General features: G+C 62.6%; 8 protein-coding genes and 1 pseudogene. 8 read left to right on the plus strand and 1 reads right to left on the minus strand.

The window, feature by feature from the left end:
* Nucleotides 1-65 precede the first annotated feature (65 nt).
* From GGR30_RS11115 to GGR30_RS11125, 3 genes are all read left to right on the plus strand, one after another.
* Nucleotides 66-1,469 carry an FAD-binding oxidoreductase gene (locus GGR30_RS11115; RefSeq protein ID WP_183486198.1) on the plus strand — a complete coding sequence of 468 codons (1,404 nt, stop codon included), beginning with the start codon at nt 66-68 and terminating at the stop codon, nt 1,467-1,469.
* 192 nt (nt 1,470-1,661) lie between these two features.
* On the plus strand, nt 1,662-5,357 hold the full coding sequence (locus GGR30_RS11120; RefSeq protein WP_183486200.1) for an AsmA family protein: 3,696 nt from the start codon (nt 1,662-1,664) through the stop codon (nt 5,355-5,357).
* 98 nt (nt 5,358-5,455) lie between these two features.
* A complete protein-coding gene (locus tag GGR30_RS11125) occupies nt 5,456-5,836 on the plus strand; it encodes a YbaN family protein (protein WP_246413751.1) in 381 nt (126 codons plus the stop codon).
* A gap of 53 nt (nt 5,837-5,889) precedes the next feature.
* Here the strand turns inward: GGR30_RS11125 and GGR30_RS11130 are convergent, their stop codons facing one another.
* Nucleotides 5,890-6,945, minus strand: a complete 1,056-nt coding sequence (locus GGR30_RS11130; RefSeq protein ID WP_183486204.1) for a LacI family transcriptional regulator — start codon at nt 6,943-6,945, stop codon at nt 5,890-5,892.
* Nucleotides 6,946-7,539: 594 nt separating this feature from the next.
* Here GGR30_RS11130 and GGR30_RS11135 point away from each other — a divergent pair.
* From GGR30_RS11135 to GGR30_RS11155, 5 genes and pseudogenes are all read left to right on the plus strand, one after another.
* A pseudogene (locus GGR30_RS11135) lies at nt 7,540-8,772 on the plus strand (ABC transporter substrate-binding protein).
* A 91-nt stretch (nt 8,773-8,863) separates the two neighbouring features.
* On the plus strand, nt 8,864-9,760 hold the full coding sequence (locus GGR30_RS11140; protein WP_183486206.1) for a carbohydrate ABC transporter permease: 897 nt from the start codon (nt 8,864-8,866) through the stop codon (nt 9,758-9,760).
* A 10-nt stretch (nt 9,761-9,770) separates the two neighbouring features.
* On the plus strand, nt 9,771-10,667 hold the full coding sequence (locus tag GGR30_RS11145) for a carbohydrate ABC transporter permease (protein ID WP_183486208.1): 897 nt from the start codon (nt 9,771-9,773) through the stop codon (nt 10,665-10,667).
* Nucleotides 10,668-10,670: 3 nt separating this feature from the next.
* Nucleotides 10,671-11,762: an ABC transporter ATP-binding protein gene (locus GGR30_RS11150; RefSeq protein ID WP_183486295.1), complete on the plus strand. Its 1,092-nt coding sequence runs from the start codon at nt 10,671-10,673 to the stop codon at nt 11,760-11,762.
* Between the two features lie 133 nt (nt 11,763-11,895).
* Nucleotides 11,896-12,657, plus strand: a complete 762-nt coding sequence (locus tag GGR30_RS11155; RefSeq protein WP_183486211.1) for a sugar phosphate isomerase/epimerase family protein — start codon at nt 11,896-11,898, stop codon at nt 12,655-12,657.
* Nucleotides 12,658-12,665 lie beyond the last annotated feature (8 nt).

The following is a 12,665-nucleotide window of genomic DNA, read 5'->3' on the forward strand; positions in this document are numbered from 1 at the left end:
CGCATAAAACGCTGAAACGGCCGGGCGCCCAGAGGCTACGGCAAAACAGGTTCGGAGTGCAAGTTTTGGCAATTGAAGACGTTCAGACACGCCCGCGCGATCCGCAGGCGGCGCAAGAGGTTATCGCACGGCTCAAGGAGCGTTTCGGCGACAAGGTGCAGACGGGCGAGGCGTTCCGCGCGCAGCACGCGCATACGACCACCTATCTTCCCGCGCAATTGCCGGATGCCGTGTTCTTTGCCGAAAGTTCCGAGGATGTGAAGACCGCGGTGAAGCTTTGCGCCGAACACAAGGTGCCGGTCATTCCCTTCGGTACGGGGTCCTCGCTCGAGGGGCAGGTGAATGCGCCGGAGGGCGGCATTTGCTTCGACCTGTCGCGAATGAACCGGGTGCTCGAGGTCAATGCCGAGGATCTCGACTGTCGCGTCGAACCGGGTGTGACGCGCGAGGACCTGAACGACTATCTGCGCGATACCGGGCTGTTCTTCCCGATCGATCCTGGCGCCAATGCCTCGCTCGGCGGCATGGCCGCGACGCGGGCGTCAGGCACCAATGCGGTGCGCTACGGCACGATGAAGGACGTGGTGCTGGCGCTGACCGTCGTGACCGCCGACGGCGAGGAGATCACCACCGGGCGCCGGGCGCGCAAATCCTCCGCCGGCTATGATCTCACCCGGCTTTTCGTCGGCGCGGAAGGTACGCTCGGCATCATCACCTCGATCACGCTGAAGCTCGCCGGCATTCCGGAGAAGATCGCCGGCGGCGTCTCTTCCTTCGAGACGCTGGAAGACGCCTGTAATGCGGTGATCATGACGATCCAGATGGGCATTCCGGTTGCCCGCATCGAGCTTCTCGACGCGCTTCAGGTCAAGGCCTGCAACGCCTATTCCGGGCTCGACTTTCCCGAAACGCCGCTGCTTCTTCTGGAATTCCACGGCAGCGAGGAGGCGGTCGCCATGCAGTCGGCGCAGTTCGCCGAGATTGCGTCCGAATGCGGCGGCTCCGATTTCGTCTGGACCGCCAATGCCGAGGAGCGCACGAAGCTGTGGAAGGCCCGTCACAGCGCCTATTGGGCCGGCCGGGCGCTTGCCCCGGAACTCGACGGTCTCTCCACGGATGTCTGCGTGCCGATCTCGCGCCTTGCCGATTGCGTGCGCGAAACCCAGGAGGACGTGAAGCGCGAGGGCATTCTGGCGCCTGTCGTCGGCCATGCGGGCGACGGCAATTTCCATCTGCTCGTCCTGTTCGACAAGGATAATCCGGAAGAGATCGCCCGCGTCGAGGCCTTTACCACGCGGCTTGCCGAAAGGGCGATTGCCATGGGCGGCACGGCGACCGGCGAGCATGGCGTCGGCCAGGGCAAGAAACGGGTCGTCGGCCAGGAAATCGGCAAGGCGGTCGCGGCCATGCGCGCGATCAAACAGGCGCTCGATCCGGACAATATCTTCAACCCAGGAAAGATTTTCTGAATTGGAGAACGCGTCAGACTTGTCTTTTGCGCGGCAAGCCGAACTGGCCTGCATCTGCGCGTCGTGATAGGTTCGCAACGACGATATGCCGGGTGCAACGGGCCGCCCGAGGTTGAGAACGGCATCGGTGCCGCGGGCCGCCATCCGGTGGCACCGCGGCCTGCCGGGTGAATGATATAAGGAACCGCTAGATTGCTGGGACGAATACTTGTTTTCATCGGATCGCTGCTGGTTCTTCTGCTTTTTGCGGCCCTCGTCGTTCCCTATTTCGTCGACTGGAGCAGCTTTCGCCAGGAATTCGAGGTTCAGGCAAGCCGGGCGCTTGGCAAGAAGGTCGAGGTGGTCGGTGATGTCGATGTCCGGGTTCTGCCTTTCCCGGCGATCACCATGCACGACGTCCGGGTCGGACGCGATGCCTCCGGCGAGCCGCTGGCAACGGCCGAGGCCTTTTCCATGGATGCCGAGCTCGCGCCGTTTCTGAGCGGCGAGGTCCGCATCTTCAAGATGCTGCTGGAACATCCGGTTCTCAACCTGACGCTCGACGAGACGGATGCGCTGTCGTGGACGTCGACGGGCAATGGCCCGCTTTCGGCCCGGCGCGTTGTGTTCGAGGACGTGGAAATCCGCGATGGCGCGATCCGCCTTGCAGATCCGACGGGCAATCCGCTGCGCACGCTGACCGACATCGATGCGATGCTCTCGGCCAATGCGATCGAGGGACCCTGGCGGATGGAGGGCAGCGCGGTGCTCGACGGGCATGCGGGCGCCTTCACCATTCTCACCGGCCGGCCGGATTCGGAAACGGGATCGATGCGCCTCAGGCTTTCCGCCGATCCCGAGGAATGGCCGATTTCGGCCGCGCTGGAGGGCGATGTCACGCTTGAGGACGGAAAGCCCGCCTATGCCGGCGGGTTCCGGCTTGCTGTTACCCAGGACGACGCGGAGGAAGTGCCGCCGCCGCGCGCCAGCGGCCAGTTCGAACTGACCAATGAATCGATCGCCATTTCCGAATACCGCCTGGAGGTCGGCACGCGGGTCGATCCCTATGTGATCTCCGGCGAAGCGAATTTCGACACGCGTCCGGGCGGCAGCTTTCTGCTGACGGCGGATGGCCAGCAGTTCAATGTCGAGCGGCTTTCCGATTATGACACCAATCTGAAGAAGGGCCGGGTGGCAACGCCCAGCGCGCGGGCCCGGCTCGACATGCTGATCGGCTTCCTACGGCAGGTGCCGATCCCGCAATTGCCCGGCAAGGTGACGTTCCGCCTGCCGGCGCTGGTTTCCGGCGACACCACGATCCGTTCGATCGTGCTCGACGCGGCACCCGACGGCGATGGCTGGCGGATTGAGCAAGGGTCGGCCGAATTGCCGGGGCGCACCCAGGTGGAGGCCTCCGGCAGGCTCTCTCTCGGGGAGGAGACGTCATTTGCCGGTTCGCTGCTTGTCGCCTCGCGCCAACCCTCGGGCCTTTCGCAGTGGCTGACCGGCAGCGTCGGCCCGGAAATCCGGGAGCTCGACCGGGCCGGTTTCTCTGCCGACGTCAATCTAGCCGCCGAGAGCCAGATTTTCGAAAACCTGCAGATCGTTGCCGGCGATGCCGTGCTGGATGGCGCTCTCTCACGTCAGTCTCGCGGCGCGGATACGCCCGACCTCGATCTCGACCTCTCCGGCAATGTCATCGATTTCAACGCATTGCGGGCGCTGGCCGGCCTGATGGTCGGAGAAAATATCGATAGCGGCCTGAGCCGCCACCGCATTCACGCGACACTGAGGGCTGGCACGGTCAATGCCTTTGCTCTCGACGCCGAGCTTGTGGACGCGGATTTCACCTATCAGTCCGGGGCGCTTTCCGTCGATCGTCTCGACATCGGCAATCTTTCCGGCGCAGCGATCACGCTTTCAGGACAGGCCCAGACAGACCGCGACCTGCCGACGGGGTCCGGACGGCTGACTCTCTCGGCCGGAGACATTTCCGGTTTTGTCGCGACGCTTCAGGACCGGCTTGGTGCGCATCCATTCCTTTCCATGCTGGCCGAAAATGCCGCCTGGTATCAGAATACCGAGTTTGAGGCCGATCTTGCCTTCGGACAGGACGGAACGGGCGTTTCGGCTATCTTCTCCGGTAGCGCGAATGATAGCCGGATTTCCGGCTCCTGGCGCCGGGACGCCCTGTTCGGACCGGGAGGGATCAGTGGCCAGCTCCAGCTTTCGAATCCGGATGCGGCGGTTGTCTTCGGTCAGGCGGGGCTCGCGCCGCTTCCGATACCTGCACCTGCGGGCGCTCAGCTCTCGCTGTCGCTGGAACGGTCCGGGGAGACGGGACCCGTCGCCATCGGCCTTCGGGCTGCAAGCGGGGAGACGCGGCTTACGGCCACCGGAGAGGCGAGCCTCCTTGCCGATGATTTTCTTGCCGGCCGTTACTCGGTTTCGCTCACCAGCCCCGATCTCGAGCCATATCTGGCCATGAACGCCTTCGCCGTGCCGGGCACGGCCTTTGGCGTGCCTCTTTCTCTGAAGGCGGGCCTTGATGTGTCCCCGGAGGAGATCGCCTTCTCCGCAATTGAAGGCGATCTCGACGGCAATGGCGTGACGGGCCGCCTGGCCTTTCAGCGCGGCGAGCCGGTTGTTCGCCTCGATGGCGCGCTTTCACTGGACCGGCTTGATCTTGCCTGGCTGATGGAGGCCGTTTTCGGCCCGAATTTCGCGCTGGCACCGGAGGGATTGCCCGACACGCCCTTCGGATCCGCCTATTTCGGCACCTCGGAGGCCGTGCTTGACATCCAGGCTGCTTCCTTCGACGCCGGCCTGAAGGAGCCGGTGACCGGCATGAGCGGCACGGTGGATTTCCGCGGCGGCGGGCTGTCGCTGACGGGCCTTGCAGGACGCATCTTCGACGGCACGCTCTCGGGCGATCTGCAACTCGGCAATTCAGGTGGCGATGGCTATTTCCAAGCGCAACTCAACCTTTCCGACGGCGCCCTGCCGGAAACGCTTTGGCTTGCGAACGGCAGGCCGGTTGCAAGCGGCCGTTTTGACCTCGGCCTGGTGGTTGAGACGACGGCGGATACCGCCGCAGGTCTGATGGCGCGGGCAAGCGGTTCCGGCATGCTGGCGCTGAAGTCGCCGGTGATCTCCGGAGTGGATCTGGCCGTTACCGAGCCGCTGCTGGCCTGGGCGGATGCTCAGGGCACGGAACTTGCCAATGAAGCGATCGAGGAGGAGATGCGGTCGCTGATTTTCGCCGACACGTCCTTTACCGCGAGCGATATCGCTATCCCGTTCAGCATCACGGACGGGGTGCTCCAGGCACGCAACGTCTTTGTCGACCTGCCAGATGCGCGCGTCTATGGCGCCTTGCGTACAGAACTTGCCGCGCGCGATCTGGAAGCCTCGATCGATGTGGCGCTGAAACTCGGCGCGGCAAGCGAGGAGGGAGCGAGCGCCGGCTTCACCATCGGCTTCAACGGATCGCTTTCCGATCCGGTGCGCAGCCTCGACCTGACGGAGGTGAACAATTTCCTGGCGCTGCGGGCCGTCGAGCGCGAACGGGCGCGGGTGGAACGGCTGCAGGCCGATATTCTGGAGAAGCAGCGCCTGCGGCGCGAGGCGACGCTTTTTGAGTTCCGCGCCGAACAACGCGCGCTCGAGCGCCGCCAGCGAGAGGAGGCCGAGCGCCTGCGCCGCGAGGAGGAGGAACGGCGTCGGCGTGAGGCCGAAGACGCCGCTGCCGGCGATCAGGCCGCAATTCCCGTGCCGACGCCCGCAGCAGACGACGAGCCTTCGCAGATGGACGCACAGCCTGAAGAACCAAGCGACTGGGACCGGTTGATCGAATCGGTCATCCGCGGTGCCGAGGAGCAGCGCGGCGTTCAGGCGCCGCTTCCCTGAGGGCCTAAAAAAGGCCCGTTTTCAAACCCATATGTGGCTTTGCTGGACCAAAGCGCGATTTGAGGTTATTGGAAATGCGGTTCGCAGGAGGCAGGATATTGAAACGCAGGGTTTTGCTCGTCATCGGCTGGATCATGGTCGCCTTGGGCGTCATCGGCGTATTTCTGCCGATCATGCCGACGGTGCCGTTCCTGATCGTTGCCGCGGCAGCCTTTGCGCGGTCGTCGCCTGAGCTGGAGGCACGGCTGATGGATCATCCCCGCTATGGTGCCCATCTTCGCCAGTGGCGCCATGAGGGCGCAATCGCCACGCCCGCCAAGGTTCTGGCAGTGACGGCGATGTGCTTCAGCTTCTTGTCAGTGCTTTATTTTGCTTCGGCCTATCTCTGGCTGCAGCTTGCCGTCGGGCTGGTACTTCTGAGCTGCGCCGCCTTTGTGGTCACCCGCCCGGCGCCGGTTGCCGTGCGCGCGGACCGTTGAGCCGGTCGCAAAACGCTCGCTCCCTCATTCGCGTCACGGCAAGTCGGGTTCATTCAAAGCGATTCCTGCGTCTTCAGCACCGGCGCATTCGACCAGTCCGGCTTGCTGATGCTTTGACGCGGCGGGGACGACCGGTTCTCGATCCGTGCCAGCACGGCGCGGGCAAGCTCGCGGCCTGCCTGGCTGAAATCCTCACTCATGGCGATGATCTCGGGGCTGATCCAGTTGAGGAAGTCAGCCGGCTGCTTGGCGACGAGATCGACATCTTTTCCAAGCTTCAGGCCGCGCGCCCTGAGCGCCGCCATGATCGGGATGGCGCTGCTGCCGGAACAGGCAATGACGCCGTCCGGCGGCGCTGACGACGAGAGCGCCGCCAGCACCCCGTTGCGGATTTCAGACAGCGATGAATCCGTGCTGACGGAGGTCAGCGGCGTTTCCTGCAGCCCGAAGCGGCTGAGGCCGCGCTCGAAGCCAGAGCGGAAATAGCGGTAATAGGTGAGGTGGCTCGGCGGCTGCAGGCAGACGATGCGCTTGCGCCCGCGTTCCGCAAGCCTTTCCACCGCGTCCATCGCATAGGCGTCATTGTCGAAATCATGGAAAGGGTAGTCGTGGTCGCTCTCGGTGCGTCCGTGGGCGGCGAACGGCATCCCGCGCTCCCGCATCAGCGCAATGCGCGGGTCGTCCGGGGCGATGCGCGAGATGATCACCCCGTCGGCCGAACCGGTGTCGAGAATGTAGCGGATCGGCGCCATGGGGTCGTGGTGGATCGGCTGCGGCATCAGCACCAGATGGTAGGGCGTGTCGGACAGCACGTCCGATATGCCGAATATCATCTGTCCCGACATGCCCATGATCTCCTCCTCCATGCTGAGGACGAGTGCGATCACATTGGTCTTGCCGGTGCGAAGCCTGACGCCGGCGCGGTTCGGCATGTAGCCGAGCTGCTTGGCGACGAGCCGCACGCGTTCCTTGGTGTGCTCGGCGATATCCGGCGCATCCTTCAGCGCGCGGGAGACGGTCGTCACCCCGAGCCCGGTCATATAGGCAATGGTCTTCAGTGTCGGGCGCGTATTGGTGGTCTCGCGCGATCTTCCGGTCGTGGGTTTCATCGACGTCTTTCATCTCCCGCGTCGCGCGTGCCGCGCGACGGCACGGGCCGTGTGGCCCGTCTCCTCCCTGGTGGCTGAGCGTATCGGACAACAGGCCGGGTCCGGCCTGAATTGCAACGATACGCTGATTCTCGTCGGCAACGCCAATATTGCGCGCCTTCTTGTCGTTTTTGAGCGGCCTTGCTCATGGTCCTCTCGAAGCCGACGGAGCCTCCCCTCCGTGCCGCCATTCATGGGCGCGCAGCTTGACGCCGTCTGCCCGTCCACAGTCTAGCGCGAGAATAGCTGTAACGATACAGAAAAAGCGCTGCCGCGTGTTAAACGGACTATTTGCCGGATTGGTACCTGAGGGAGAAACTGCCGTACGTCAGGATTTCGCACTTGCGAAACAGTCGAGGCGAGGCTCCTCAGTGAGCGAATAAAAATAATATAAAACAAAACTATAGCTTGAATTTGCATTGCCGAAAGAGCGCCTGGCGCTTCTCGTCGGACTAGTTCGAAAGTAGCAGTCTGCTAAAAATCGGAATAAAAAGGTTGCGCGTTATTTGGCTTTCGCATACCTTTTTCCGGCAACGTTTCAGTTGGGAGGACAGTATGAAACATGCAATTCTCACCGCCGCTCTGGCGGCCGGCGTAGCCATGCCTTTTGCAGCCAACGCGACCGACCTTGAAGTGACCCACTGGTGGACTTCCGGCGGCGAGGCTGCGGCCGTGAAGGTGCTTGCCGACAATTTCAACGAGACCGGCAATAACTGGGTGGACAGCGCGATCGCCGGTTCCGGCTCGACCGCCAACCCGATCATCATCAGCCGCATTCTCGGCGGCAATCCCATGGGCGCGACCCAGATGAACACCGGTCGCGACGCCGAGGAGCTGATCAAGGCCGGCCTGATGCTGGACCTGACGGATCTCGCCGAGGAGGAAAACTGGGCGGAGAAGATCCGCCCCGCCAAGCTTCTCGGAGCCTGCGAATATGACGGCCGCATCTACTGCGTGCCGATCAACATCCATTCCTGGCAGTAGATGTGGCTGAACCGCCACGTGTTCGAGGATAACGGCATTCCCGTGCCGACCAACTGGCAGGAACTCGTGGACGCGGCGCCCGCGCTGCAGGAAGCCGGCGTCATTCCGCTCGCCACCGGGCAGCCCTGGCAGGTCGACGGCATCCGCAACGTGATGCAGGTCGCCATCGGCGGCGTCGACAATTATCTCGCCGTCAACGGCGACAAGGACCCCGACGCCGTGATGAGCGACGAAAACCGCGCCATCTGGGAAGCATTCGCCCAGGCGCGCGACATGGTCGACGACGCCTATTCCGGTCGTGACTGGAACGTCGCCACCAATATGGTCATCCAGGGCGATGCAGCCGCGCAGATCATGGGCGACTGGGCGCAGGGCGAGTTCGCCCAGGCGGGCCAGGAAGCCGGCGTCGACTATGATTGCCTGCCGGGTCTCGGCAACAACCCCGTTCTCGATACGGGCGGCGATGCCTTCTACTTCCCCAAGACCGACGACCCGGACATCACGGCGGCCCAGCTTGAGCTTGCTTCCATGCTGGTCTCGCCTGAAACCCAGGTCGAGTTCAACCTCGTCAAGGGCTCGCTTCCGGTGCGCGGCGATGTCGATCTCGAAGCCGCCAATGCCTGCATGAAGAAGGGTCTCGAGATCCTCGCCAATCCTGAAAACGTCCTGCCGTCGACCGAGCAGCTGCTCGATTCCGACACGCAGGGCCAGATCACGGACCTGGCGCTGGAGTTCTTCTCCTCCGACATGACGGTCGACGAGGCGCTCGAACAGCAGCAGTCGATCATCGAACAGGCCATGTAAGACCTGGCCGAAAGGACAGGGGCGGGCCCGGCTCTGACGAGGTCTGCCCCTTTTCCTTCCGGATCCATGCCAATCTGAGAGGGGAGCTGCAATGTCTGCTGTTGCTCGCCGTCCGCTCGGCCTGTTCAAGAACCTGAACGCCAAGATCGCGGCAATCCCGATGATGCTCACCGCAGTGTGCATCTTCATCGGCTGCACCGCCTGGACGGTCATCTATTCATTCACCGACTCGCGGCTTCTGCCGAGCGAGAATTTTGTCGGCTTTGCCCAGTATGACCGCCTGTTCGGCACGACCCGCTGGAATGTGGCGATCATCAATCTCCTGATCTACGGCGGCTTGAGTCTCGTCTTCTCCTTTGTCGTAGGCTTTCTTCTGGCCACGCTTCTCGACCAGAAGATCCGTTTCGAAAACACCTTCCGCACGATCTTTCTCTATCCCTTCGCGCTCTCCTTCATCGTCACCGGTCTTGTCTGGCAATGGATCCTCGACCCCGGACTCGGCGTGCCGAAATTCCTGGCCGATCTCGGCCTGCCTGGCGGCGATTTCGCCATGCTCGGCAACAAGAGCACGGTCATCTATGCGCTGGTGATTGCCGGTCTGTGGCAGGGAACGGGCCTTGTCATGGTGCTGATGCTGGCGGGCCTGCGCGGCATAGACGGCGAGATCTGGAAGGCGGCCAAGGTGGACGGCATCCCCGCCTGGAAGACCTATCTCTTCATCGTCATTCCGATGATGCGCGGCGTGTTCGTGACCACGCTGGTCATCGTCGCCTCGGGCATCGTGCGCGTCTACGACCTCGTCGTCGCCATGACCCAAGGGGGGCCCGGTTTCGCCTCGGAAGTGCCCGCCAAATATGTCTACGACCTGATGTTCCAGCGCGGCAATATCGGCCAGGGGCTCGCCGCCTCGACCGTGATGCTGGTCACCGTCTTCATCATCCTCGTGCCCTGGGCGCTGATGGAATTCAGAGACAAGAAGAAGAAGTGAGGAGGGGACGATGAGTACAGTTACGTCAACCGGACCGTCGGGTCCGCGCCCCAAACGCCGTTTCGCGCCGTCGCGGATCATTCTCTATTCCATCCTGTTCGTCGCTGCGGTCTACTACCTCATTCCCCTTTACGTGATGGTGGTGACCTCGCTGAAGGGCATGCCGGAAATCCGCATGGGCAACATCTTCGCGCCCCCGGTGGAAATCACCTTCGAGCCATGGGTGAAGGCCTGGAGCCAGGCCTGCACCGGGCTCTACTGCGAAGGTATTCGCGTCGGCTTCTGGAACTCGGTGAAGATCACCGTGCCGGGGATCATCGTCTCGATCGCCGTAGCCTCGGTCAACGGCTATGCGCTGGCCAACTGGCGCTTCAAGGGCTCGGAGTTCTTCTTCACCGTGCTGCTTTTCGGCGCCTTCATTCCCTATCAGGTGATGCTCTATCCGCTGGTGATCATCCTGCGCGAACTGCACATGTTTTCGACGCTCCCGGGCATCGTGCTGGTGCATACGATTTTCGGCATGCCGATCCTGACGCTCCTGTTCCGCAACTACTTTGCCTCGTTGCCGGAGGAGCTGTTCAAGGCCGCCCGCGTCGACGGCGCCGGCTTCTGGCAGATCTTCTTCCGCATCATGCTGCCGATGTCGCTGCCGATCTTCGTCGTCGGTATGATCATCCAGACGACCGGCATCTGGAACGACTTCCTTTTCGGCGTGATCTTCGCCGGCCAGCAGAACTATCCGATGACGGTGCAGCTCAACAACATCGTCAACGCCGTGCAGGGCGTGAAGGAATACAACGTCAACATGGCGGCAACGCTTCTGACCGGCCTCGTTCCGCTGGCCGTCTATTTCGTTTCCGGACCGCTGTTCGTGCGCGGCATCGCCGCCGGCGCGGTGAAAGGGTGAATGATGACTACGAGTGTTTCAATCAAGGATCTGTCGCTCTCCTTCGGCGCGATCGACGTGCTGAAAAATCTCGATCTCGACATTCAGGACGGCGAGTTTCTGGTCCTGCTCGGCTCGTCGGGCTGCGGCAAGTCGACGCTTCTGAACTGCATCGCCGGCCTTCTCGATGTCTCCGCCGGGCAGATTTTCATCAAGGACAGGAACGTCACCTGGCTTGAACCGAAGGATCGCGGTATCGGCATGGTGTTCCAGTCCTATGCGCTCTATCCGCAGATGACGGTGGAAAAGAATCTCTCCTTCGGCCTTCAGGTGGCGAAGATACCGAAAGCGGAGATCGACAAGCGCGTCAAACGGGCCTCCGAAATCCTGCAGATCGAACCGCTGCTGAAACGCAAGCCTGCGGAGCTTTCCGGGGGCCAGCGCCAGCGCGTCGCCATCGGTCGCGCTCTGGTGCGCGATGTCGACGTGTTCCTGTTCGACGAGCCGCTCTCCAACCTCGACGCCAAGCTCCGCTCCGAACTGCGCGTCGAGATCAAGCGGCTGCACCAGTCGCTGGAAAACACGATGATCTATGTGACCCATGACCAGATCGAGGCGATGACGCTTGCCGACCGGATCGCGATCATGCGCGGCGGCGTCATCCAGCAGCTCGACGAGCCGACGACGATCTACAATCGCCCGGTTAACCGCTATGTCGCGGGTTTCATCGGTTCCCCCTCGATGAATTTCCTCGACGGGGAACTGGCTGAGAAGGACGGGAAGACGATCTTCCGGTCGAACGGCGTTGACTTCGGCCTCGACGGTTATGAAGGCAACGGGCCGCTGCCGGCCTCCGGCAAGGTCATTCTCGGCGTCCGGCCGGAACATGTGTTGGTCGACGACGAAATTCCCCAGGGCCAGGAGGTCCATGAGGCCGTGGTCGACCTCGAGGAGCCGATGGGCGCGGACAATCTGTTGTGGCTGAAACATGCCGGCCACCTGTTCACCGTGCGCGTCGGCGGCAACAAGCGCTACAAGCCGGGCCAGCAGATCAGGCTCGCCTTCGCCATGGAACTGGCATCGCTGTTCGACGCGGAAACGGAGCTTAGACTGTGACGCAATTGGAAAGTCGCGGCTTTCCCTTTCGGGCAAACGCGCTAGAATTGCGGGACGAAAACACCTTTGCCGGCGCATGCCCGCGCCGGTCTCAATGCGGAGTTCGGCAGCCAGGATCTGCCGGGAGGATGAGATGACAAAACTCGGATTTCAACTGTATAGCGCGCGCAACTATCAGCCCTTTTCGGGCGTGTTCAAAAAGCTCGCGGCTGCGGGTTATGGCGAGGTCGAAGGCTATGGCGCGCTTTACGACGACCTCGACGAGGCCGGCCTCGACCGGCTTGCCTCCGATCTCGAGGCGATCGGCCTCTCGATGCCGACCGGCCATTTCGGCCTTTCGATGCTGGAGACGGATCCCGATCGGGTCCTGGAGATCGCCTCTAGGCTGAAGATGGACAGCGTGTTCTGCCCGTTCCTCTTGCCCGACCAGCGGCCCGACACGGCCGGGGGGTGGAAGGAATTCGGCGCGCGGCTGGAGGCGGCCGGCAAGCCTTTCCGCGACGCCGGCCTCGTCTTCGGCTGGCATAACCACAATTTCGAGTTCGAGCTTCTGCCTGACGGCACGGCGCCGATGCGTCACATTATGGCCGGCGGGCCCTCGCTGGCCTGGGAAGCCGATATTGCCTGGGTGATCCGCGGCGATGCCGATCCCTATTTCTGGATCGAGCTCTTCAAGGAGCGGATCACCGCCGTCCATGTGAAGGATATTGCCGAGGAAGGCGAGAACGAGGACGAGGATGGCTGGGCCGATGTCGGCTACGGCACGGTCGACTGGAAGGGCCTGATGAAGGTGCTGAAGTCGATGCCGATCAAGCATTACATCGTCGAGCATGACAATCCGAACGACATCGACCGGCTGATCGAGCGTTCGATCGCATCTTTCCAGACCTTCTGAACGAGGCA

This window comes from Martelella radicis (assembly GCF_014196625.1).
Lineage (GTDB): Bacteria > Pseudomonadota > Alphaproteobacteria > Rhizobiales > Rhizobiaceae > Martelella > Martelella radicis.

Bases quoted from the DNA above. Each gene is read 5' to 3' on its own strand.
- GGR30_RS11145 (WP_183486208.1), top strand. From the start codon at position 9,771: ATGAGTACAGTTACGTCAACCGGACCGTCGGGTCCGCGCCCCAAACGC.
- GGR30_RS11150 (WP_183486295.1), top strand. From the start codon at position 10,671: ATGACTACGAGTGTTTCAATCAAGGATCTGTCGCTCTCCTTCGGCGCG.
- GGR30_RS11155 (WP_183486211.1), top strand. From the start codon at position 11,896: ATGACAAAACTCGGATTTCAACTGTATAGCGCGCGCAACTATCAGCCC.
- GGR30_RS11130 (WP_183486204.1), bottom strand. From the start codon at position 6,945: ATGAAACCCACGACCGGAAGATCGCGCGAGACCACCAATACGCGCCCG.
- GGR30_RS11140 (WP_183486206.1), top strand. From the start codon at position 8,864: ATGTCTGCTGTTGCTCGCCGTCCGCTCGGCCTGTTCAAGAACCTGAAC.